The organism is Bradyrhizobium sp. USDA 3311 (assembly GCF_054062495.1).
The window spans coordinates 202,627-223,996 of the sequence record NZ_JBSSFI010000001.1; the positions used below are offsets into that span (position 1 = coordinate 202,627).

Consider the following 21,370-nt stretch of genomic DNA (forward strand, 5'->3'; position numbering starts at 1 on the left):
TCCCACAGGGGGCGCGCAGCGTCGCGCATAGTTTTTTAGAAGGCGCGCTCAGCAAAGCCGGCCTGCTGAGCGCAAAGCGATGATCGACCGTGAGCACGACCTGCCGATAACCAAACAGGCGGAAGTTTTGAAGATCAGTCGTGGCAGTGTCTATTATCTACCACGTCCGGTGTCGCCCGCCGACCTCGCGATCATGCAACGGCTCGACCGGCTGCACCTGGAGTTTCCTTTCGCCGGTTCGCGAATGTTGCGAGACCTGCTGGCTGCCGAGGGGTGCAAGATCGGCCGCCGGCATGTCAAGACGCTGATGCGGCGGATGGGGATAGAGGCGCTCTACCGCCGGCCGCGTACCACTAAGCCCGAACCAGGGCACAAGATCTATCCGTATCTGCTGCGCGGGATGGAGATCACACGCCCGAACCAGGTCTGGGCGATGGACATCACATACATCCCGATGGCGCGCGGCTTCGTCTATCTCGCGGTGGTGCTCGACTGGTTCAGCCGCCGGGTGCTGTCGTGGCGCGTCTCGATCACGATGGAAGCCGCATTCTGCGTCGAGACGCTGGAGGACGCCCTCGCTCGCCACGGCAAGCCGGACATCTTCAACACCGACCAGGGCTCGCAGTTCACGGGCGCCGCGTTCACCAGCGTGCTCGCCAGTCATCGCATCGCCATCAGCATGGACGGCCGGGGCGCATGGCGCGACAACGTGTTCGTCGAGCGGCTGTGGCGCAGCATCAAATACGAAGAGGTCTATCTGCGCGCCTACGATACCGTGTCCGACGCCCGCGCCTCGATCGGCCGATACCTCGTCTTTTACAATGGCCGGCGTCCCCACTCGAGCCTTGACGGCGGCACCCCGGATCAAGCTTACTTCAACCCGCTGCCGTTCCGCGCGGCAGCCTAACTCTGGCACAAGCTCCACTTATCGACGCGGAATTGCTGTTCAGACAACCGGAGCCAGCTCATTGCGTCCTTCACCGCAAGCAAGCTGAATTCGATGCTGATGTTGCTCAGGCTCAGACGCTGAGTAGCGCCTTTCGGGGGGAAGTTTGCAGCATTGACAGAGTACGAACTCAAGAAGGCCGAGCCAAACTTGATGGATACTGGGCTTGGCGGGCTACATTGGTTGGATTCCCGGACCATCTCCGTTCCCGGTGGCCTCGTGACACCTTATCCTAAACTTTTGTTCGTTTAGGTGGACATATCGTCCCCGGCAAGGCGCACAGTTTAGCCGTGGGTAGTGGCGGGTGATCGGCGCGCAAGAACAATACAGTGAAAAGCTGCACAAACCTTGCAACATGCGCACAAGTGCGCTGCCTCAGGAGCGATTTGGCTCAGATTGCGCCTTGCCTCCATGCTACGCTGAGGATAGACGCTTTGGAGTACTCCGGAACGGCTCACAACGATCGTAGCATCGGTTGCGCGCCTCGTCTCCCATAGCCGGGTAGCAAAGCGAGCAATACAGGAGAGAAAGGATGATCATGATCTCTAATGCTGGCTCGTCCAACCATCTCGAAGGTCTCTCTCTCTTTCTGTCGAGGCAGCATCCTGAATTCTTGAAAGTATTTGAAATTGTGAATGGTCTCCCGATCGATGATACGCATTGCCACATAATTACTGCTCGAGATGCCATAACAACCCCGCAACGCTATGTAGAGCGCATATCCTTAACGGGATATCCCGTCGGAACCTACTTTCCACAAGGCATATACGACCGTTGGCTCAATGGTGACGAGGCAACTAAGTTCGACCTCGACAAAGCATATGGCATTCAAAGCAAGGTCGCCGGCATTACCCGTGATATCGCGGAAAGTGTGTTCATGAAATTCCTTGTCAAGGAACTCGCGTCGTTCTTAGGCTGTGAACCAAGGCTTGAGGCGGTCATTGAGGCACGAAATGAACGCTGTAAGAACTATTGGGCCTACGTAAATGACCTGTTCCGAGACGTGAATTACGAAAATATCATGCTCGACACGGGGTATACTGAAGGTTGTGGGGCGACCGAAATATCTGAGTTCGAAGACTCGATCTCGCCCTGCCGTAGCAACCGTTTGGCACGGATAGAGATGATTCAGCGGGAACTCTTTCCTCTCGAAATTTCATTTGAAGAATATGAACAGCGCTTTGTAACCAGGATGCGCGAAATGCTCGATGGGGAGGGAGAAGGAAATTACGGGAAGAAGTCTTATGGAATGAAGTCATATCTGCTCCCCTTTATCGGTCTGATCAGGCCCCTTTACGACCGTGGGGTGGCTCAAGCTTCCTGGAACACTCTTCGGGAATCGTTTCACAAGATTTCGCCCAGAGATCGAGAGGCCAATTACAATGTTTCGAAGGATCTTCGCCGGTACGATTTCACAATCGCACTAGAAGAATGCCTGAAGCGAGACATTCCCATGCAGATTCACACTGGCGATGGCGAAGCGCCATCCGTCATACTTCGGAATCAAGACCCGTTCTTCCTTGAGGAAGTCTGTCGTTTCGACAGAGATGACGTAATGCGCATGCCGAAAATCATCCCTCTCCATGCGGGCTATCCATCGGTGGGAAAAGCCGCTTGGCTCAGTCATCTATATCCAAACTGCTATTTTGAATTGTCCATTATGACGCCTTTTGTGCACCAGAGCCTGTTTCAACGATACATGCAGGTTATGGAAGTAGTCCCGTTATCAAAGATAATGTACGCAAGCGATGCTTATCATATTCCCGAGCTTTACTGGCTGGCTGGTCGATGGGGCAAGCGATACCTGGCTCAGGCTCTCACTGAACACGTTGTTGGAGGCACTCTGAGTTTCGATGAGGCAATCGAGGGGGCGAGGATGATTTTATACAAAAACAACAGGTCGCTATATAGACTCAATTAGCCGAGTAATCGCGGGTAGATCGTTAGGGCCATATTCCTGACAATCGGCGCCGTCACGACACACTGCCGGTCGCTTTGGTCGGCGGTGTGAAATCGTGTTTCGACCGCGGCTGCGTCGATGGTCCTCGTCCTTGTCGGGCGGTTTGACCCTACAGCGAAGGGCGAAGGTCAAGCGCGCAGTCTGTTACAAGCAGGCCGTCGACATCCGGCAAGAACAAGCCAACGTCCGCCATGTAAGGCAGGATGAATGGCAGCCCACCGGGCCCTATCGTCGGCATAGTTATAGAGGGCGGAAAAAGCATTGCACCTCACGAAAAGCATCCGCGGAGACCAAGTCAACCTCTTGATGAGCTCCGCTCGACAAGCTTTGATCGTTTTGACGCCCCTCAGGATGTTGTAGAGAACACGAAGGGGTTGAGCACGCAGAGGAAGGCGCCCGCGCCAAGCCTTCGTCACCAAACCGGTTAAAGCGGGATGGGGCTAGGTTAAATTGATCTCGGATTCCCAAAAATCAGTGGGTTTCTGATTCACCATGTTTGCTGGATCGGAGTTCGCAAGCGTGTCCTGGCGGCACTCGGGGGCGGATTGTCCCGCAATCGCGCCGCAAGCAGTTTGGGGTGGCGATCAGCACGCCCATCGGTTGAATGAAGCGGGTCGATGAGACCGGCAGCGTCGAGCCTGGCCAGATCGGCGACTACAAGCCGAAGGCAGTTTTGGGCGTGCACGAGGTCTGGCTGTCACAACGGATCAGGGATGGACCGTGGCCGGAAGGTCGACTAGAACTCGGTGTGGGACTTCGTTCAAAAAAGCGTGGCGGCTGGCGAACGCGATCGCCCCTAGGCGGCGCGGCGGCGAGCCCAGTGGGCAAAGTATCAAGGTCGCGTCGAAGCTGAACGGCTGGTCTTCATCGAGGAGACCTGGACCAGGACCGATATGGCCCCCTTGCGGGGATGGTCGCCGCGCGGGAGCAGACTTCTCGCCAAGGTCCCCCAGGGCCGCTGGAAGACCGTGTGACTTTCCTTGCGTTGTTGCGGCATGACAGGATCGTGCGCCATGGTTCATCGAGGGCCGATCGATGAGTGAGCTTCCGCACTTATCTCGAGAAGGTCCTCCTTCCGGCCCTTCAGCCCGGTGACAAGGTTTGCCGCCGTAGCTTCGGAACCTTCAGATTGACGTCGCCCGCCTTGGTCTGCAGCGTTCGCTCGTAGCGCCTGCCCGCGTGTCCTGCCGGGCCGGGCTGCGCTCATACCGCCCAGCACCGCACAGCTGGTCCGCTTCGGCCTCCAGCATCGCGTTCAGTGTCTCTTCCACTGTCCCGCGGACCATCTCGCCCAGGTGATCTCGAATCCGGGCCTCATCAATTTGGATCACCTGACCCATGGCATTCCCATCGTTCATTCAAAGCTCCTTCATTCTAGAAGAAGCCGTCAATCCTGAAAGTGCGAAAGACTCTGTACGTTATCGAGATCTGCAACGGGATGTAGTTGCTGGTGGAGTGCACCCCAACAGAGAGACACGGGAAATTAGGGACAGTTCTCTAACGGAGAACGTATGCCCAACAAATCACCCCGTGTTTTCAGCCGAGAGTTCAAGCTCGAGGCGGTCCGTCGCATTCTGGCTGGTGAGCCCATAAGGGCTCTTTCCCAGGAGGTGAATCTGCTCCCTAAGGACCTCTATGGATGGCGCGATCTTTTTCGCGCCGGCGGGGCGCAGGCGCTGCGGCCGACCAATCGGCAGCCCAAAAGCGATGCCGTTGCGTCGAGCGTGAAGGAGCGGGCACGCGATGTTGCGGCTGCCGCCCCTGGTGCGGAACGCATTGCCGAACTCGAGCGTAAGATCGGCCAGCAGTTGAACTGGTTTTTTCGGCAAGCCTTGCGGCGGGTCAAGGAAGCACGCCAGCAGAACACCGGGCCTAGCGTGACGGGGTCTACGCGGTCATCCAGGCGATGACGATGTCCCCCTCGGCAAGGCGAGCAGACGATCGAGCGTGAGCGTCACGAGAGGATCACTGGCGCCTGGGCTTGACTTGCGCGGAATGCTCTGGATAGCGCGGTCTGGATGATTGACGCTGCCGGCGCGCGGTGATGGGGTGATCCCGGTTCGGAGCGGGCAACGGGGATCAGAATGACCAGCGAATCGCAGCTGCGCGAGAAGCTTCGGAAGATCGAGGCGTTGTTCGCGGGTGCCGGAACTGCCGGTGAGCGCCTTGCGGCGGAAGCTGCGCTACAGCGGGTGCGTGCCCGGGTCGCGGAGCTCGCTCGCCACGATCCGCCGATCGAGCAGCAATTCTCACTTCCTGACCAATGGTCGCGGCACCTGTTTTTGGCGCTTTGCCGCCGGTACGGGCTGCGGCCGTTTCGTTATCACCGCCAACGACGCAACACGGTGGTGATCCGTGCGTCCCGAGGCTTCGTCGACAAAGTTCTGTTGCCGGAGTTCACCGAGCTGGAGAGGGCGTTGCAAGTTTATCTGCACGAGATGACGCTGCGCGTGATCCGCGAGGAGATCTATGACGACACCAGCGATGCGCAGGAAGTTCCAGAGTCCTTGCCGTCGAACTGATCAGGCGGCGAGCTTTGCCAGCGAACTGTCGCGCTCGGCCTTCCAATTCCACGGCAACAGCATGTGCAGCTGATTGATCTTTGTACGTCCGGAGACGATGCGCTCGAGAACATCGGTCAGATAGTGTCGCGGGTCGATGTCTTGCAGCTTTGCCGTGTTGATGAGCGAGGCGAGAATGGCCCATGTCTCGGCCCCGCCTTCACTGCCGGCGAACAAGTAGTTCTTCTTTCCCAGGCCTATCGGCTTGATGCTGCGCTCGACCGTATTGCTGTCTATTTCAATGCGTCCGTCATCGATGAAGCGCGTCAGGCCGTCCCAATGGTTGAGGGTGTAGCGGATGGCTTTGCCCAGACCGGACTTCTTCGAGACTTCCAGCAGTCGCGCCTCGAGCCAAGGTTTGAAGTCCTCGATCAGCGGCCTGGTGTCGGTTTGCCGCACCGCAGCCCGATGCGCCGCCGGCAGACCGCGGATGCGATCCTCAATGGCGTAGAACATCGCGATCCGTTGCAGCGCTTCCGCGGCAATCGGCGACTTCGTCGCGACGTGAACGTCCCAGAACTTCCGCCGCGCATGCGCGAAGCAGAACGCCAGCAGCACCAGACGGCCGCCGTTCTTGATCAGGCCCTTGTAGGCGGCATAGCCGTCGACCTGCAGGATGCCGTGGTAATCCCCGAACAGCTGCTTGGCGCGGATCGCCTTGCGATCCTCGGCAAACATGTAGACCACCGCCGGCGGCGCGGGGCCGCCCCACGGACGGTCATCGGTGGCGATCGCCCAGAACTGGCAGACTTTGGTTCTGCCACGGCCGGGATCGAGAACCGGCAGTGGCGTCTCGTCGGCAAACAGCCGCGGGTAGGACATCACTGTGTCGCGCAACAGCGTGTGAAGCGGCTTCAGCCACCAGGCGGCGCGGCCCATCCATGAGGCCAGCGTCTGCCGGTCAAGCGTGATGCCTTGCGCGGCGAACATCTGTTCCTGCCGATACAGCGGCAGCTGGTAGCCGTATTTCATCACCGCGATGTGGGCCAGCAAGGCTTCCGTCACCATCCCGCCGTCGATCGCCTGGGCCGGCGCCGGTGCCTGCAGCACACCCTGGCGGCATCCCCGGCAGCCGTAGCGCGGACGCACAATGCGCTTGACCTGGTACTGCATCGGAATGACGTCGAAGGCTTCCTTGACGGTCTCCCCGATCTTGTGCAGCCGCTCGCCGCAGCAGGGGCAGATGTGGCTCTCGATATCGATCACGACGTCGATGCGCGGCAAATGCTCCGGAAGCCTCCCCCGGTTGCGTCGCGCCGGTCGCTTGCTACGGCCTTCCGCTCCATCAGGCAGCCTGCCTCCGGTCCCGTCGTCGTTGGCGGCGGCACCTGCCGCCTGCGCCGTGATGGTGAAGAGAGACAGCTGTCCGGGATCCAGTGTCTCGGAGCGGGGACCAAAGATCGTGCGCTTGTACTGGGACAGGATCATCAGGAGCTTGTCGTTCTCCTGGACTGCAGCATCGCGTTGGGCGATCGCCACATCACGCTCGGCCGCCAGCGTGCTGCATTCCGCCGACACCACGGCAAGCCGTGACGACAGTGCCGTCACGGCTTGCTGGAGCAATGCTCGATCGGAAGGCAAATCAATCATGCAGCGCGTTCTACTACAGCTCTGCATGAATGACGAACTACTCTTGATGATGATCAACCAGCTCGTGTTGGTTGATCCACAACCCGCATCGGCACACGCTTCCAGTCCGAGCCGTCGAGCAGCACCGAGAGCTGAGCATGAGATAGCGGCATGACGCCTTCCTTGATCGGAGGCCAGCTGAACTGCCCTTCGATTCTCTTGTAGTAGAGAACAAGGCCACTTCCGTCCCAGGTCAGGATCTTCACGCGATCTCGGCGCTTGGATCGAAACACCCACAGCCCGCCGTCGAACGGATCGGCTCCAAACGCCTCGCTTACCAGCATCGCCAGCGAGTCCATGCCGCGACGGAAATCGACCGGCTGCGTCGCGATCCAGATCGATAACCCAGCGCGGGGCCCGATCATCGGCCGACCGTCCCGACTGCCGCAAGCACCTCGCAGAGTGCTCGCCGGTCGACCGTTCCCATGACACGGATGCGAACTGCGCCGACCTCGATCTCAATCGCTCCCTGCTCCTCGCATAGCGGCAATTTGCCTCCACAGTCGGTGATTGCGACCGGCACAAAGCCTGATGGCATGCCTCCATGCTCCTCGAGCTTCGCCCGCGTTGTCTGACGACGCCAAAGAAACAACAGGCTCGGGCTGATGTCGTGTCGCCGCGCCACCCCGGAAGCGCTTGCACCCGGCGCAAAACTCTCCGCGACAATCGCCGCTTTCGCATCGGTCGACCAGCGCCGTCGTCGGCCGGTCCCCGTGATGATCTCGACGCGCCGCAGCGTGTCGGAGCCGTCCTCAAGGATAGGCGTATGCCTATCCTTATCGCCATCCTTACAACTCGCTCTTGACATGGTGACCGGTGACCTCGTGACAAACCTCTCCACGAGATCTTCCTAGCCGACTAGATCAACCCTCAGTGCGTGGTCGCCAGATGACGCTCACGATCGAGCGGATGAGCATGCTGGCCGGCGTCAGTCGGGCCGGCTATTACCGGCGTTGGGCGGCGTCCGCCCCGGGTGCCGAAGAAACCGGCGTGCGAGACGCAATCCAGCGGCTGGCGCTGACGCATCGGCATTACGGCTATCGCCGGATCTCCGCGCAACTGCCGCGTGAGGACTTTGCGGTGAATGGCAAACGCGTGCTGCGCCTGATCCGAGAGGACAATCTGCTGTGCTTGCGGCGGCGGCTGACCTTGCCCCCATATGTGGAACGGCCCGCGAGGCAAGAGCTTTTTCAGTCGATTTCACACATTGGAACGGTGCGGTCATATGTCCGGCCTTTGCGCGCGGCACAATATGGCCGCTGGCCTCGATGAGATCCGCGGAACGAGGAGCTAAATCAAGTTTACGCGCTTGAGCGCATTGGGGGCAGTAGCTTCACTCGTTTCGGGATTTCGTCCCATGGGTTCATCGCCTGTTGTTGCACCTCGCCCTCTGCCGGCCTGCGCCGGTCAGATCGTTTTGGCGGTCACTGCGTCACCGCGGCAATCGCCAATGGGTCGGGACGCCGATAAATTCCGCCCTTGTTCAGGAGCGCCCAGATGATCCGCGCCGTCTTATTGGCCTGCGCGACGGCGGCAACCTTGAAGGGGCGTCTGGCGAGAAGCGCCTTCAGCCACGGCCGCGCCCGAACGTCGTTTCGGACAAGCCGCAAGACGGCCGTTGCCCCGACAACGAGGAGAGAGCGGAGTTCTGGATTTCCCATCTTCGATATTCGTCCCAACCGCTCTTTGCCTCCGCTTGAATGAGGCCGCGGCGTCAATCCCAGCCAGGCGGCAAAGTGGCGAGCCGACTTGAACCCGCCGGGATCCGGCACAAGCGCTTTGATGGTCGCCGCCGTAATGGCGCCGACGCCAGGGATCGTGGTCAACCGACGCATGTCCTCGTCGTGCTTGGCCTCCGCGACGATTGCGCGCTCGAGCCTCTCGATCTGGTCGGCTGAAGCTTCAATCTCGTCGGCAATAGCCATCAGCGCGAAGCGCGCTGCTGCGGGCAGGCGTGCATCTGTCTCATCCCGTATGATTGCGACCAGCGCCTCAACCTTTGCCAGGCCGGCGGTGGCGATGATCCCCAATTCTGCCAGATGCGCGCGCAACGCGTTGACCGACTGCGTTCGCTGCCGCACTAGAAGAGCGCGGGTCTTCAGCACCATCGCGGCAGCCTGTTGCTCAGCCGTCTTAATCGGCACGAAGCGCATGGTCTTTCGGGTCACCGCTTCGCTGATGGCCTCAGCGTCCGCCGCATCCGTCTTGCCACGCTTGACGAAGGGTTTGACATAAGCCGGCGGAATGAGCCGGACCTCATGACCGAGAGCTGCGATCTCGCGCGCCCAATAGTGGGCGCTACCGCATGCTTCCATCCCCACCAGGCATGCTGGCAGCTTCTCAAAGAATCGCAGAACTTCGCTGCGCCGTAGCTTCCGGTTGAACACGGGTGAGCCCTCGGCATCCGCCCCGTGAACCTGGAAAACGTGCTTGGCCAGATCCAGCCCGATGGTGATAACCTGTTTCACGGAACGGTCCCTCCTTTGTGGCGTTCGAACAACGACCACGTTCTAGCACTTTGATGCTGTTGGAGCGGGCCGTTCCACCACATCAAGTTTTATCCAATCCTGAGTGCGCTCCGGCTGTTGGATTTGCCCGGTTGGGTGGTGGTAGCGACGGGAGCTGGCGCGGAGCCCTCGGCATAGCGCAGCGCCAAATCCCGGCGCGGTTGGCAGGTGAGTGCGAACTCGGACGGGGTCTTCAATCCGAGCCGCGAGTGTGGGCGTGCATCGTTGTAATCGGCGCGCCAGCATCCGAGCACGACGGGCCTGGGCCAGCGAGATAAACAGCGTCTCGTTCAACATTTCATCCCGCAGCCGGCCGTTGATGGGGAAGACGGCCCCGCTCCCTCGGCGCCGGCGATATACTGGCGATGTACGGACCCGCTAACAGGAGCTATTCCCTATGAAAGTCGCGACAATTGGATTGGACATTTCGAAGCACGTGTTTCACATCCATGCAGTTGACAGCCAAGGCCAAGTGACCAGTCGCCAGCGCCTCCGGCGAGGCGAGATCATGTCGTTCTTCTCCTCGCTCGCACCTTGCTTGGTCGGCATCGAGGCTTGCGCGACCGCTCATCACTGGGCGCGGGAGATTCGGCAGTTTGGACACGATGTAAGATTGATTCCGCCGGCCTATGTCAAACCCTACGTACGAAGAGGAGCCAAGAATGACGCCGCTGACGCGGCCGCGATCTGCGAAGCCGTCACCCGTCCAAATATGCGGTTCGTTCCAATCAAGAGCGTCGAGAACCAAGGGTTCTTGATGCTTCATCGTGCAAGAGGCTTGCTGGTCCGCCAGCGAACCATGACAGCCTGCGCCATTCGGGCTCACTTTGCTGAGTTCGGAATTATTGTCGGGCAAGGCCGGCAACGGGTGGATGGTCTGGTGGACTTGTTGGATGACGAGGGGTTGACGCTGCCGGCCCATGCCCGCATCGCACTGGCCGTTCTTATGAACCAACTGAAGGAATTGGACCGGCAGGTCGAGGCCATCGAGCGCGAGCTAGCTCAGATCCAGCGAGTAAATCCGATGGCGAAGTTGCTGTCCTCGATTCCCGGGATCGGTCCCATAACGGCCACGGCTCTCGCCGCGACCGTACCGGACGCGACCATGTTCCGCTCCGGGCGGGAGTTCGCAGCCTGGCTTGGCCTGACGCCTAAGCAGAATTCCACTGGCGGGAAGGATCGGCTCGGCCGGATTACGAAACAGGGCGATTCCTATCTCAGGCACTTGCTTGTCATCGGAGCAGGTAACGTCGTTCGGTACCCAAAGGCACGCTCCCGGGTTGGAGGCGGCTGGATCGAAGCCCTGCTTGAACGGCGTCGGCCCATGGTCGTCGCCGTCGCCGTTGCCAACAAGTTGGCCCGGATCGTCTGGGCGATGATGACGACCGGAGAATTCTATCGGTCAAAGCTCGCGGCCTGACTTTCCGCGTATGTTGGCCACCTTATGGTGTGAGGGCAAATGACAGCATGATGGACACCGGCGGAGCTGGGGATCGAGCAAGCCCGAAGAGCTTTAAGCGCAACAAGCGCGACCCGTTGATGAGGCCTCGATCCGCGATCTCCATCAGGGCCAGCGGCCATGGCATCGGTCGCACTAACAGGCCGTATACATGAACGCACCCGACCGATATCCAAAATGCTGTAAAAACCTCTTGCACCCGCGGGGCCGTCTATACATGAAGCTCTCGATGAAGGCATTCTGCATGGGCTTGCCCGGCGCGATGTAATGCCACGCGACGCGGCTCTGATCGGCCCACGTCAGGATGGCGTTGCTGGTGAGCTCGCTGCCGTTGTCGCTGACCACCATCTTCGGCTTGCCGCGCTCGATCATCAGCCGGTCCAGCTCCCGCGCCACGCGGGTGCCGGAGAGTGAGGTGTCGGCCACCAGCGCCAGGCACTCGCGGGTGCAATCATCGACGACGGTGAGGATACGGAAACGGCGGCCATCGGTGAGCTGATCCGACACGAAGTCGAGCGACCAGCGGTCGTTCGGCGCCATCGGCACCATCATCGGCGCCCGGGTCCCGATCGCCCGCTTGCGGCCGCCACGGCGGCGCACCGCGAGCCTCTCTTCCCGGTACAGCCGGAATAGCTTCTTGTGGTTGACCAGATAGCCCTCCCGCTTGAGCAGCACATGCAGGCGCCGATAGCCGAAACGACGACGTTCCTGGGCGATTGCCCGCATGCGCTGGCGAAGGCCGGCTTCATCCGCCCGGGTGGTCTGGTATCTCATGGTCATGCGGCAGCAGCCGATGGCTTTACACGCTCGCCGTTCGCTCATCCCGAACGCGCCTCGGAGATGGGCGACAGCTTTCCGCTTGGCCGCGGGCGTCACCATTTCTTTCCCACGAGATCCTTCAAGACGGCGTTGTCCAGCATGGCGTAGGCCAAAAGGCGCTTCAGCCGTGTGTTCTCGTCCTCCAGGGTCTTCAGCCGTTTGGCCTCCGACACCTCCAGCCCACCGAACTTCGCCTTCCATTTGTAGATGCTGGCGTCGCTGACGCCATGCTTGCGGCACAGATCGGCAACCGACACGCCGGCCTCATGCTCCTTCAAAATCCCGATGATCTGCTCTTCCGAAAAGCGGCTGCGCTTCATGCTCTAGTCCTTGTTGTGGCCAGAACGAACTTCAAACTGGATTAAGCCCGTGGGGCAAGGTCACGGCGGTTCGTGCCTGTGCCGACAGACTCGCGCCCCCCTGGCGCGTGGTGCCAACCTGGCCCGCGGCATGGTGCCTGATGGCCTCGACCAGCTCTGGGTGGCGGACATCACCCACATCCGCCTGCAGGCGGAGTACGCCTATCTCGCCATCATGTTCGACGCCTTCAGCCGGCGTGTGGTCGGCTGGGCTCTGGAGACGCACCTGGAGGCGCGTCTAGCGGTCGCCGCGCTCTCGCTGGCGCTGGCGGCGCGCCAGCCGCCGCCCGGCAACCTGATCCACCACTCCGATCGCGGTATCCAGGGCGGATCCAATCGGTCGTCGCAACACCGATTGTGTTCACTCACGACAGCAACTCGTCAAGCGCCTCTGCCGGCGTTTTCCAACCCAGGGTTTTTCTCGGCCGGGCATTGAGGGCCGCTGCCACGGCAGCGAGCTCGTCGGCGCTGTGGACGCTCAGGTCGGTGCCTTTCGGGAAGTACTGACGCAGCAGCCCATTTGTGTTCTCGTTTGTGCCACGCTGCCACGGGCTTTGCGGATCGCAGAAGTAGACTTGGACACCCGCGTCGATCTTAAGACGATCGTGCTGAGCCATTTCGGCTCCCTGATCCCAGGTCAGCGAACGACGCAGCTCTTCGGGCAAGCTGATGATGGTGCGTGTAATCGCGTCGCGCACCGCTTCAGCTCCGTGTCCTGCAAGAGCAGGCCCATTCTTCATGCGCGGAGCTTCGCCATGCCCCGCAAGCCGGGGAAGATGCAGCAACATCGTGAAGCGTGTCGTACGCTCAACCAGCGTGCCGATCGCCGAGCTGCCAAGACCAAGGATGAGGTCTCCCTCCCAGTGACCCGGCACCGCGCGATCGGCCGCTTCGGCGGGGCGTTGACTGATCATGATCTCCGGCGAGACAAAGCTCTTGCCTCGCCTGCGTACGCGCGCCCTGGGGACCCGCAACACGCGCCCCGTTCGCAAGCAGGCCGACAGTTCGCGGCGTAGCGCTCCCCGACCCTGAACGAAGAGGGCTTGATAGATGGCTTCGTGGCTGATGCGCATCGTCTTGTCGTCCGGGAAGTCGATCGGCAAGCGTCGGGCAATCTGCTCCGGGCTCCAAGCCCTGGCCCATCGCCGATCCTTTCGGGGGCCATGCCGGCGGCCCTTCCACAGAACGGCGGGACCAGGAACGGCAGCGCCACTCGGGGTCGTGACGACGCCGGCCAGTCGCTGCTCCACATAAGTGCGCAAGGCTGTGTTGAGCGCAAGCTTGGTCGGTTTGGGTCGACGGGCCGATCGCTCGGCGTGCCATTGGGCGTAACCGGTATGAGCTCCCACGTGCGCGGTGATCAGCGAGCGCGGGCGTAGCGGATCGGCATCCAGTATTGCCGCAAGGCCTCGACCGCCGCCGGAATATCGGCGTGGGCGTTACGCAGAAAGTTCTTGGTCTCGCGACCGCTTCGTGGTGGTCCAAGCAGCGGACGGCCCTGATCGTCGCGACAGTGCAGCAGGATGGGCAGAAGTAGGCCGCGATTGACGTTGCTGGCGTCCAGCAACGGCGCCCACGCCGATAGCTTGAGCCGCATCGCGGCATAGAAGCCTTGGCACCATGGTCGCGGATCGACGTCTCCACTGGGTTTGCGCCGGTGCATCGGCGCGAACCTGTCGGGTGCGGTCGAGAGGGTGTTGCTGATGTCATTGTGGCGCAGCGCGACGGCCGATATGGCTGCAAACTCCGGGGTGCCGCCGTGGTTGAAGGCATCGGCATCGATGGCGAGCAGCGGGCAGATCCAGTCGAGTGGGCTCATCGACACCGGTCCGGCCACGATTGCGGCGACGTAGCCGTCGAGCATGGGGAGATTGGTGGCGGCAGGATGCTGATCGACGCGAGCCTGCAGCCATCGCTCGAGTTCCGCAAGTGGCATCGCGGCGGCGGCCATCGATGACGATGCTTTATGGCGACGTGGGCTCACGCAGCGGCCTGTGCGGTGCGCTGGCGCGCCGCCTTCCAGTGCCAGGCAAGCAACTCGTGCAGTTGATGGCTCTTGGTTCGCCCGGAGACGATGCGCTCCAGCACGTCGGTCAGATAGGCCTGCGGATCGAGCTCATGGAGCTTTGCGGTGTTCACGATCGACGCCAGGATGGCCCAGCTCTCGGCGCCGCCTTCGCTGCCGCTGAACAAGGAGTTGCGTCTTCCCATGGCAATCGGGCGCATGGAACGCTCGACTGTGTTGGAGTCGACCTCGACGCGGCCGTCGCGGAGAAACAGCGTCAGTCCGTCCCAGTGATTGAGCGCATAGTTGATCGCCTCTGTCAGCTTCGATTGGGAGAACAGCTGGCCGACGATCTCGGTCAGTCGCGCATTGAGCGCCGCCATCAAGGGTGCGCTCCTGGTGCGGCGGGCGGCCAGCCGCTGCTCCGCACTACTGCCGCGGATCACTGCCTCGATCGCATAGACCGCCTGCAGCCGTTCAATCACCTCGCGCGCGAATGGCGACTGGGTGGTCTTGTACACCTCGACGAATTTGCGTCGGGCATGGGCGAGACAAAAGGCGAGCTGGATCGCGCCGCCATGACCGCGGGCCAGCGCCTTGTAGGCGGCATAACCGTCCACCTGCAGAATGCCGGAAAAGCCCGTCAACTGTCGGGCGATCTCCTTGGTGCCACGGCCGTCGGCGAATACGTAGGCAACCGCCGGCGGCGAGGGGCCACCCCATGGCTGGTCATCCATAGCATGCGCCCAGAACTGGCAGATGCGGGGGCGATGTCGTCCGGGATCGAGCACCGGCATCGGCGTCTCATCGCAGAACACGCGCGGCGCGGCCTGAATCATCCGCAGCTGCAGCTCATAAAGGCTCCTGAGCCACCAGGCGGCACGTTTGACCCAACCGGCGAGTGTCGCGCGGTCAAGATGGATGCCCTGGCCGGCCAGGATCTGAACCTGCCGGTACAGCGGCAAATACCAGGCGAACTTCGAGACCACCACGTGGGTCACGAGGGCCGTCGACGCCATGCCGCCTTCAATCAGGCGCGGCAGCACTTTCGCCTGGACCACGCCATCAGTGCAGCCGCGGCAGCCGTATTTGGGACGGATCGTGCGCAGCACGCGCAGGATCGCCGGGATCACGTCCAACACCTCGCTGACGTCCTCGCCGATCTTGTGAAGCTGGCCTTGGCAGCACGGGCAGGCCGTCACCTCCGGCTCCAGGACCTGCTCACAGCGCGGCAGATGCTTGGGCAACGCGCCGATGTTGCGGCGCGCCTTCTTGCGCGGCTTATCGGCCGGCTTCGCCGCAGACACATCGTCGTTGGCAGCTGCAGGCGGCGTGACACTGGTCTCAAGATCGTCAAGCTCAAGCGCAAGTTGCTCGGCCACGAGCGTGGCAAGCCGTTCCGAGCGCTTCCCGAAGATCATCTCCTTGAGCGTCTGCATCGCAACACGCAGCTTCTCGTTCTCGGCGTCAAGCGCGAGCACCATCTCGGTTAGAGCGGCTGGATCAGTCGGGAGAACGTCCGGGCGAATCGCCATGAACGGACCATACATCCGCGCGCCACAGGCTCCAGCGAAATCCTCTCCTCTCAGCCGACAACGGCCGGCTGCTTCACAGGCTTGGGTGAGACGCGCGTCCACTCGAGTCCGTCGAGCAGCATCGCGAGCTGCGTCGCACTGAGATGCACCACGCCGTCGCGGATCGGCGGCCAGGTGAAGTGCCCCTGGTGCAACCACTTCGTCACCAGCACCATGCCGCTGCCGTCCCACGCCAGAAGCTTCACCCTGTCCATGCGTTTGCTGCGGAACACGAAGACGTCGCCACAATACGGGTTCGCCCGCAGCGCTTCGCTCACCAATGCCGACAGCGTATGCACCGACTTGCGGAAATCGACCGGCTGTGTCGCCAGCACCACCTTGAGGTCAGAGCGTAGCGCAATCACCGGATGCCCCGAAGCGCCGCCAGCACGGTCGACAGCGTCGCCAGCTTCACGCCCGGCTCGACCCGGATGCGCGCCCCGTTCACCTCGATCTCGACAACCCCGCAAACCTTGGCCGGCGGCGCGGCGATCTCCAAAGGCTTCGTCTGTAGCCGCGAAATACGCTCGGGCTCGCCGGCTGTCCCGCTACCGCTCTCGGCACCAATTTGGATTGGCACGAAGCTCGGCGCCTTGCCCGCCACCGCCGCCGCAACTTGGCGTCGCCACACCGTAAGCAGCCCCCGCGAAACGCCATTGCGCCGCGCAACCTCGGAGATGTTCGCACTCTCCCCAAAGCTCTCCGCCACGATCCGGGCCTTCTCCTCGCCCGTCCACCGACGCCGTCGGCGCTCCCCAGTGATCACCTCGACGCGACGATAGGAGTCATCTTCCTGCCTGGCATCAAGCATGGCATTTGCCATCGTTCCACCTCCACCGATCAGCTCATGCCAGGCTGTATCGCGCGCAAGCCGAGGGGTGGCTAGGTGGGGGCCTCATGCCGGTTACCATTGGGCTGTCGACGCACGATACTCCAGGCCGCCACTGCGCGTCGCGGCATTGCGTCGTAGCTCACGGGAGATGGTCGAGGCGGATCGGCCAAGTCGGCGTCCGATCTCGTGTCTCGAATGGCCCTGAACGCGAAGAAGTGCAATCTCCTCACGTTCCGCAAACGAGAGGTACCGCCCGGACGGCGGCTTGGTCGAAGATCTGAACATCGCTGGTGCCATGCCGCCCGCCTGTCGGAACAATCTGGTTCCGACAGGCTGCGACATACCAGCCGCCAATGCAGCATCCTCGCTGGTCATCCCCTGCGCGATCCCCAACCAGAATCGCTGGAGTGCAGATCGCCCCGCTACCGGCGGTCGTCCCGGTGACGGCAACGGCGCTCGTCCAGAACGGTGTGATCGTCGCTTTCGAACGCTCATCGCAACCTCCTTCGTTCAGGTGTTGCGACGACCGCTTGGATCCGCCCAGTACGCCTGCGGCGACTACACGGACCTGCTTCAGCGGCACGACCTTGCCCCGAGCATGAGCCGGGTCGGCAATCCTCATGACAATGCCAAGGCGGAGAGCTCATGAAGACCTCAAACAGGAGGAGCGTCAACGGCCAGACTTACCGCGAAGCGCAGCATGCCAGAAATGCAATCAGCGGTACAATAGCTAACGGCCGCACTCGGCTCTGGCCTACGGCCGCCTGCCGAGTTCGAAGCAAATTTACTACGATGCGGGGCTGCTGCGCAGCAGCCCCGCATCGCGGCCGTAACCCATCAACCCGCCCAGCCGCCCAGGCGCTCGGCTCCTCTCCCTGATTACCAGTCTCACATCAGGGGTGCAGTTCAGACGGCTATCCTGTAACAGCAGTCATCAGCAGGCGGTACTGCCATCCGAGGCGTATAGGACTATTGCTGTTGCACCCTACGGCGTGATTGAAGCGATCGAAGCCGTTGGCAGGAATGTTGCTAAAGGCGTGCAGTGGCATCCAGAGTACGGCCTCGACAAACTTGATGGGTTGGTATGGGGATGTTTCGTAGGCGCAGGGAGGAAATATCACTTGGACAAGGCGATGCTCGGTCCGCCAAGCTTGATGACAGGCGATACGGTGCTTGGCCCAGGTGTTTTCAACTTTCTGGAGGATCACAGTTCTGGAGATGGGCCGTCAATCGGCTTGACGACCGCTTCGGAAGAGGTCACAAGCCGAAGGCGGCTTTCGGAGAATAAGCGGTTTGGCTGTCGCAATGGATCAAGGACGGCAAATTCACATTACAGGGGCTCGTTGCCGAGCTTGCCGGACGTGGCTGAAGGTCGACTACCATTCAGTGTGGGATTTTGTGCACGCCGAGAAGCTCAGCTTAAAAAAAGCGTGGCGGGCCAGCGGGATTGCCCCGGCGTGGCGCGGTCGGGAATCCAGCGGACGAGGTATGAAGGCCGCGTCGAAGTTGAGCGGCAGGTCTTCATCGACGAGACCTGGACGGGGACCGATATGGCGCCCTTGCGGGGATAAGTGCCGCGCGGGAGCAGACTTCGCCCAAGGTTTCCCACGGCCGCTGGAGGACCATGACCTTCAGCTTTGCGTCATGATCAAATCGATGCGCCATGGTTCGTCGAAAGGCCGATCGATGGCGTGAGCTTTGGAGCTTTGGCACTTACGTCGAGAAGGTCCTTGAGCCCATCCTTCGACGCGGCGATATCGTCGTCTTGCACCTCGGCAGCCACAGGAGCAAAGTAGTTCGCAGCTCATCTGTAAAAGAAGGGACTTGAGCTGACAGTGAGTGCTTTGTCGCGGCAGGTGTCCGACAAAGGTTTCATGTCCGACCTCACGCAGCCGGCAACAATTTCTCTCTCGACAGAGCACTTGCGTCAAGCAAGGTTTGCATCGGCGTCTTGCCGTAGCACCAGCGCCCCTGATGCGGGCGCACCTCATTGTAGGCAGCGATCCACTCATCGAGATCGCTCTGCAAGGCAGTGATGCTCGGATAGATCTTCTTGCGGAACACGACGCGATAGAACTCCTCGAGCGCGGTGCGGTGGAAGCGCTCAACAATGCCGTTGGTCTGTGGGCTCCTGGTCTTGGTGCGGGTGTGATCGATGTCTTCGACGGCGAGGTAGAGCTCGTATTCGTGATGCTCCGGATTGCCGCAATACTCGGTGCCGCGGTCGGTCAGGATCCGGTTCAGTGGGATGCCCCGCGCATCGAAAAACGGCACCACGCGATCATTCAACAGTTCAGCCGCCGTGATCGGCGTCTTGCGATCATACAGCTTGGCGAACGCCACCTTGCTGTAGGTGTCAATGAAGGTCTGCTGATAGATCCGCCCGACCCCCTTCATGTTGCCGACATAGAAGGTGTCCTGCGCACCGCAATAGCCGGGGCACTCGCTCTCGAACTCGCCGTGCGCCTCCTTCTCGGACTTGGCCCTTTCCAACGCAACGAGCTGGGCCTCGGTCAGCACCAGGCCGTCCTGGGCCATCTTGGCCTCCAGCGCAGTCAGCCGCTTCTTGACGTTGGCGAGGTCGTGACGCAGCCACACCGCCCGCACCCCGAACGGGGAGATCGACAGGCCGCGGCTCCTGAGCTCATTGCTGACCCGCACCTGACCCCAGGCCGGCTGGTCGATCGCCAGCTCAACGACGGCTGCCTCGACCTCCGGCGCGACACGGTTCTTCAGGACCGGTTTCTTGCGGCTGATCTCAATCAGCGCCAGCTCGCCGCCCTTGTCGTACAGTTCCTTGAACCGGTAGAAGCTGTCGCGGCTATAGCCCATCATCCGGCAAGCCTGGCTGACGTTGCCGAGCTGCTTGGCCAATTCCAGCATGCCGACTTTCGCGCGAATGACCTTCTGTTCCTGGGTCATGGTAACGTCTCCTGTGAGACGCTGCGGGCTGCGCGGGAGCGCCCTTTGGGTGAGCGCTCCTGCTCGCCCGCAGCTCCATTCCCTGCCAGTTCAAACCTTGCCGTCAGATTAAGTCGAAACTTCTACAGCTCATCCGCTCCGTCGGCGGCAAGTTATTCTTCCCGCCAAAATACTCGCCCGACCTGAACCCGATCGAACATGTCTTTGCCAAGCTCAAGCCCTGCTCCGCAAAGCTGCCGCGCGAACCGTCGACGCGCTCTGCGCCGCAATCGGCCAAGCACTCGATGCCTTCACTCCGATGAATGCGCCAACTACCTCAAAATTCAGGCTATCGAACTTGATGCCATCGCGCTTTAGCGCTCGGCGCTCTGAGCGGCACTGTACTGGCCGCTCCGACACATGCAGAAGGACTGTCCTTCGGTCTCCGAACAGGCGCCAGCTCAACCCAAAGCTCTTACTGGCGTGGCATCGGCAGCGCTTCTTAAAGGTCCATGCCTTCGTCGCGAGAATAGCAGTTGCGTTCTAACTCCAAAGCTCTCGGTGTCATTCGGCTGGCAATATTGCCACTAAGCCGACAGAGCTATCGATGTGGCTGATAAGTTGGAGCAGGAGGCATCTTCCCATCCTGCGCGCTTGACTTTTTGGTGTACGGAGATGCCGGCTGGGTGGACGTGAATGAGATTGTTCGCGTCCCGCGGAGAGCGGCAAAGTTCTCCGGACCGCTGTTGATTCTGGTTCGGCAGGCGTGCTCGCTCAAGACGAAATCGAGCCCCCAGCGCAACTAGTTCTCGATGCAGTTGCAGCCGAAAACCTTCGATCGCTTTGCAGGCATGTACCTGGACAAAACGTAGTACCGCCCGGCCAGTTTACGTGGGGCGCCATGCAGGCGCCGGCGCGAGGTGATGCTACCGATAGCCGCCACTTGGGGGAAAGCGGTTTGCCATCCCCAGGCATCTGTCGCGGATGACGGTAGCCCCTGGATTCGATCAATCGTAGGTGCTTGGCTCGAGCTCTTGCGCCCACAATGCGCTTGCCCGAGCTCCAAAGCAGCGCTCGACCTCCGCAAGCAACCTAATAATTTTCCTAAAGGGCCAGGACGACGTGAGCGTCGCGTGCGAGCTCTTGTTGGTGAAGGGGCGATTGCAATTACCGCAGCGATGCAACTTCGAGCAAGAGCATCTGAATTCTTCCAGCCCCCTTGGGGCCTCGTTACGGCTCGGCGCCATGCGCCCAGCAAGTACCATCCGCGCTTCGGTGGCGAAGACATTGACGATGGGCATCGGCGTGGCGCTGAGGCCTTGCCCTTAGGCGCCTCGCGCCTCCTTGCCGTGGACCGCACGACAGCGGTGAGCTTGGTCCCTTGGCCAGGCGAAGGCGCTATAAAGCATCGGAAGGCTTGCTTGAATGCCAGCGGATCGAGCGGGTTAGCACGCGGCTGATCATGTCGTTGCTGGAACTCCATGCTCCCGAAGGAATTGCCGCAACCGCTTTTCCTTGTGCGAAGACCTCCATGTCCGCCGCCCCCTCCCCCCACAAAGGATCGTGGCCACTGCAATGACGAAGATATCCGCAGCGCGTCGGGTGCGCTTGGGCCGACATCGTGCTTAAAGTATTGCGGATCTTGCGCATACGGCGCCTCGCGCGAATCGAGTGTCGTCTTCAGAATCCATATCGTCGACCGGCGCAACACATGAGATGCCCTGCCTAGGCCCGAGGGATCGGTGTCCAAAATTGACGCTGATGAGGTCAAATTTGCAAGGTAATTAGCACACGAATAGCTGAAAGTGTCGGACTCGC

Annotated in this window: 18 protein-coding genes and 6 pseudogenes; 9 read left to right on the plus strand and 15 right to left on the minus strand. The window is 61.1% G+C overall.

Annotation, left to right across the window (positions count from 1 at the left end; all coding sequences use genetic code 11):
* Positions 1 to 31 precede the first annotated feature (31 nt).
* Positions 32 to 907: pseudogene (locus ACVWW6_RS00970) on the plus strand (IS3 family transposase); the annotation flags it as partial.
* A 571-nt stretch (positions 908 to 1,478) separates the two neighbouring features.
* Positions 1,479 to 2,867, plus strand: a complete 1,389-nt coding sequence (locus ACVWW6_RS00975; protein WP_456679939.1) for an amidohydrolase family protein — start codon at positions 1,479 to 1,481, stop codon at positions 2,865 to 2,867.
* Between the two features lie 1,163 nt (positions 2,868 to 4,030).
* On the opposite strand, the gene ACVWW6_RS00980 is transcribed toward ACVWW6_RS00975, so the two are convergent.
* Positions 4,031 to 4,264: a transposase gene (locus ACVWW6_RS00980; RefSeq protein ID WP_456679940.1), complete on the minus strand. Its 234-nt coding sequence runs from the start codon at positions 4,262 to 4,264 to the stop codon at positions 4,031 to 4,033.
* A gap of 153 nt (positions 4,265 to 4,417) precedes the next feature.
* Between ACVWW6_RS00980 and ACVWW6_RS00985 the strand changes: the two genes are divergently transcribed.
* Positions 4,418 to 4,816 carry a helix-turn-helix domain-containing protein gene (locus ACVWW6_RS00985; RefSeq protein ID WP_456679941.1) on the plus strand — a complete coding sequence of 133 codons (399 nt, stop codon included), beginning with the start codon at positions 4,418 to 4,420 and terminating at the stop codon, positions 4,814 to 4,816.
* Positions 4,817 to 4,990: 174 nt separating this feature from the next.
* Positions 4,991 to 5,428 (plus strand): hypothetical protein, encoded by a 438-nt coding sequence (locus ACVWW6_RS00990; protein WP_060908463.1) that lies wholly within the window; start codon positions 4,991 to 4,993, stop codon positions 5,426 to 5,428.
* Here ACVWW6_RS00990 and tnpC (ACVWW6_RS00995) read toward each other — a convergent pair whose 3' ends face one another.
* The 3 genes from tnpC (ACVWW6_RS00995) to tnpA (ACVWW6_RS01005) form a co-directional block, all read right to left on the minus strand.
* Positions 5,429 to 7,015: an IS66 family transposase gene (gene tnpC / locus ACVWW6_RS00995; protein WP_371740533.1), complete on the minus strand. Its 1,587-nt coding sequence runs from the start codon at positions 7,013 to 7,015 to the stop codon at positions 5,429 to 5,431.
* A gap of 95 nt (positions 7,016 to 7,110) precedes the next feature.
* Positions 7,111 to 7,461: an IS66 family insertion sequence element accessory protein TnpB gene (gene tnpB / locus ACVWW6_RS01000; RefSeq protein WP_038379303.1), complete on the minus strand. Its 351-nt coding sequence runs from the start codon at positions 7,459 to 7,461 to the stop codon at positions 7,111 to 7,113.
* The gene (tnpA, locus tag ACVWW6_RS01005; protein WP_060908461.1) at positions 7,458 to 7,904 is read right to left on the minus strand and encodes an IS66-like element accessory protein TnpA; all 447 of its coding nucleotides are present in this window, start codon (positions 7,902 to 7,904) and stop codon (positions 7,458 to 7,460) included. The genes tnpB (ACVWW6_RS01000) and tnpA (ACVWW6_RS01005) overlap by 4 nt, the downstream gene beginning before the upstream one ends.
* A gap of 80 nt (positions 7,905 to 7,984) precedes the next feature.
* Between tnpA (ACVWW6_RS01005) and ACVWW6_RS01010 the strand changes: the two genes are divergently transcribed.
* Positions 7,985 to 8,368 (plus strand): IS3 family transposase, encoded by a 384-nt coding sequence (locus tag ACVWW6_RS01010; RefSeq protein WP_456679942.1) that lies wholly within the window; start codon positions 7,985 to 7,987, stop codon positions 8,366 to 8,368.
* A gap of 152 nt (positions 8,369 to 8,520) precedes the next feature.
* Here ACVWW6_RS01010 and ACVWW6_RS01015 read toward each other — a convergent pair whose 3' ends face one another.
* On the minus strand, positions 8,521 to 9,564 hold the full coding sequence (locus ACVWW6_RS01015) for an IS110 family RNA-guided transposase (protein ID WP_018273859.1): 1,044 nt from the start codon (positions 9,562 to 9,564) through the stop codon (positions 8,521 to 8,523).
* A gap of 89 nt (positions 9,565 to 9,653) precedes the next feature.
* Positions 9,654 to 9,921 (minus strand): annotated as a pseudogene (locus tag ACVWW6_RS01020) (integrase core domain-containing protein); the annotation flags it as partial.
* Between the two features lie 79 nt (positions 9,922 to 10,000).
* On the opposite strand from ACVWW6_RS01020, the gene ACVWW6_RS01025 reads away from it, so the two are divergent.
* Entirely contained in the window at positions 10,001 to 11,023 is a 1,023-nt protein-coding gene (locus tag ACVWW6_RS01025; protein ID WP_456679943.1) for an IS110 family RNA-guided transposase, read from the plus strand.
* A gap of 258 nt (positions 11,024 to 11,281) precedes the next feature.
* Here the strand turns inward: ACVWW6_RS01025 and ACVWW6_RS01030 are convergent.
* Positions 11,282 to 12,201 (minus strand): annotated as a pseudogene (locus ACVWW6_RS01030) (IS3 family transposase); the annotation flags it as partial.
* Between the two features lie 130 nt (positions 12,202 to 12,331).
* Between ACVWW6_RS01030 and ACVWW6_RS01035 the strand changes: the two are divergent.
* Complete coding sequence (locus ACVWW6_RS01035) at positions 12,332 to 12,676, plus strand: DDE-type integrase/transposase/recombinase (RefSeq protein WP_456679944.1); 345 nt, start codon at positions 12,332 to 12,334, stop codon at positions 12,674 to 12,676.
* On the opposite strand, the pseudogene ACVWW6_RS01040 reads toward ACVWW6_RS01035, so the two are convergent.
* From ACVWW6_RS01040 to ACVWW6_RS01065, 6 genes and pseudogenes are all read right to left on the minus strand, one after another.
* Positions 12,606 to 13,568, minus strand: a pseudogene (locus tag ACVWW6_RS01040) (IS30 family transposase); the annotation flags it as partial. The gene ACVWW6_RS01035 and the pseudogene ACVWW6_RS01040 sit on opposite strands and share 71 nt — an antisense overlap.
* A gap of 32 nt (positions 13,569 to 13,600) precedes the next feature.
* Positions 13,601 to 14,191, minus strand: coding sequence for a UPF0149 family protein (locus ACVWW6_RS01045; RefSeq protein WP_456679920.1), 591 nt, complete (start codon positions 14,189 to 14,191; stop codon positions 13,601 to 13,603).
* Between the two features lie 29 nt (positions 14,192 to 14,220).
* Complete coding sequence (gene tnpC / locus ACVWW6_RS01050; RefSeq protein WP_456679921.1) at positions 14,221 to 15,780, minus strand: IS66 family transposase; 1,560 nt, start codon at positions 15,778 to 15,780, stop codon at positions 14,221 to 14,223.
* A 50-nt stretch (positions 15,781 to 15,830) separates the two neighbouring features.
* Complete coding sequence (gene tnpB, locus ACVWW6_RS01055; RefSeq protein ID WP_208089702.1) at positions 15,831 to 16,184, minus strand: IS66 family insertion sequence element accessory protein TnpB; 354 nt, start codon at positions 16,182 to 16,184, stop codon at positions 15,831 to 15,833.
* Positions 16,181 to 16,642, minus strand: coding sequence for an IS66-like element accessory protein TnpA (gene tnpA, locus ACVWW6_RS01060; protein ID WP_456679922.1), 462 nt, complete (start codon positions 16,640 to 16,642; stop codon positions 16,181 to 16,183). Before tnpA (ACVWW6_RS01060) ends, tnpB (ACVWW6_RS01055) begins: the two co-directional genes overlap by 4 nt.
* A gap of 84 nt (positions 16,643 to 16,726) precedes the next feature.
* A pseudogene (locus ACVWW6_RS01065) lies at positions 16,727 to 17,146 on the minus strand (helix-turn-helix domain-containing protein); the annotation flags it as partial.
* A 404-nt stretch (positions 17,147 to 17,550) separates the two neighbouring features.
* Here ACVWW6_RS01065 and ACVWW6_RS01070 point away from each other — a divergent pair.
* Positions 17,551 to 18,222: a gamma-glutamyl-gamma-aminobutyrate hydrolase family protein gene (locus ACVWW6_RS01070; protein WP_456679945.1), complete on the plus strand. Its 672-nt coding sequence runs from the start codon at positions 17,551 to 17,553 to the stop codon at positions 18,220 to 18,222.
* 313 nt (positions 18,223 to 18,535) lie between these two features.
* On the opposite strand, the gene ACVWW6_RS01075 is transcribed toward ACVWW6_RS01070, so the two are convergent.
* On the minus strand, positions 18,536 to 19,573 hold the full coding sequence (locus ACVWW6_RS01075) for an IS481 family transposase (protein ID WP_456679946.1): 1,038 nt from the start codon (positions 19,571 to 19,573) through the stop codon (positions 18,536 to 18,538).
* A 131-nt stretch (positions 19,574 to 19,704) separates the two neighbouring features.
* Here ACVWW6_RS01075 and ACVWW6_RS01080 point away from each other — a divergent pair.
* Positions 19,705 to 19,930: pseudogene (locus tag ACVWW6_RS01080) on the plus strand (transposase); the annotation flags it as partial.
* 1,020 nt (positions 19,931 to 20,950) lie between these two features.
* Here ACVWW6_RS01080 and ACVWW6_RS01085 read toward each other — a convergent pair.
* On the minus strand, positions 20,951 to 21,202 hold the full coding sequence (locus ACVWW6_RS01085) for a hypothetical protein (protein ID WP_456679947.1): 252 nt from the start codon (positions 21,200 to 21,202) through the stop codon (positions 20,951 to 20,953).
* Positions 21,203 to 21,370: the final 168 nt, after the last annotated feature.

Excerpts from the sequence above, each read along its gene's own strand:
- tnpA (WP_456679922.1), bottom strand. The coding sequence starts at position 16,642 with ATGGCAAATGCCATGCTTGATGCCAGGCAGGAAGATGACTCCTATCGT.
- tnpA (WP_060908461.1), bottom strand. The coding sequence starts at position 7,904 with ATGTCAAGAGCGAGTTGTAAGGATGGCGATAAGGATAGGCATACGCCT.
- ACVWW6_RS01045 (WP_456679920.1), bottom strand. The coding sequence starts at position 14,191 with ATGGCCGCCGCCGCGATGCCACTTGCGGAACTCGAGCGATGGCTGCAG.
- ACVWW6_RS01075 (WP_456679946.1), bottom strand. The coding sequence starts at position 19,573 with ATGACCCAGGAACAGAAGGTCATTCGCGCGAAAGTCGGCATGCTGGAA.
- ACVWW6_RS01010 (WP_456679942.1), top strand. The coding sequence starts at position 7,985 with ATGACGCTCACGATCGAGCGGATGAGCATGCTGGCCGGCGTCAGTCGG.
- tnpB (WP_038379303.1), bottom strand. The coding sequence starts at position 7,461 with ATGATCGGGCCCCGCGCTGGGTTATCGATCTGGATCGCGACGCAGCCG.
- ACVWW6_RS01085 (WP_456679947.1), bottom strand. The coding sequence starts at position 21,202 with ATGCGCAAGATCCGCAATACTTTAAGCACGATGTCGGCCCAAGCGCAC.
- ACVWW6_RS00975 (WP_456679939.1), top strand. The coding sequence starts at position 1,479 with ATGATCATGATCTCTAATGCTGGCTCGTCCAACCATCTCGAAGGTCTC.
- ACVWW6_RS00985 (WP_456679941.1), top strand. The coding sequence starts at position 4,418 with ATGCCCAACAAATCACCCCGTGTTTTCAGCCGAGAGTTCAAGCTCGAG.
- ACVWW6_RS01035 (WP_456679944.1), top strand. The coding sequence starts at position 12,332 with ATGGTGCCTGATGGCCTCGACCAGCTCTGGGTGGCGGACATCACCCAC.
- tnpC (WP_456679921.1), bottom strand. The coding sequence starts at position 15,780 with ATGGCGATTCGCCCGGACGTTCTCCCGACTGATCCAGCCGCTCTAACC.
- ACVWW6_RS00980 (WP_456679940.1), bottom strand. The coding sequence starts at position 4,264 with ATGAACGATGGGAATGCCATGGGTCAGGTGATCCAAATTGATGAGGCC.
- ACVWW6_RS00990 (WP_060908463.1), top strand. The coding sequence starts at position 4,991 with ATGACCAGCGAATCGCAGCTGCGCGAGAAGCTTCGGAAGATCGAGGCG.
- ACVWW6_RS01025 (WP_456679943.1), top strand. The coding sequence starts at position 10,001 with ATGAAAGTCGCGACAATTGGATTGGACATTTCGAAGCACGTGTTTCAC.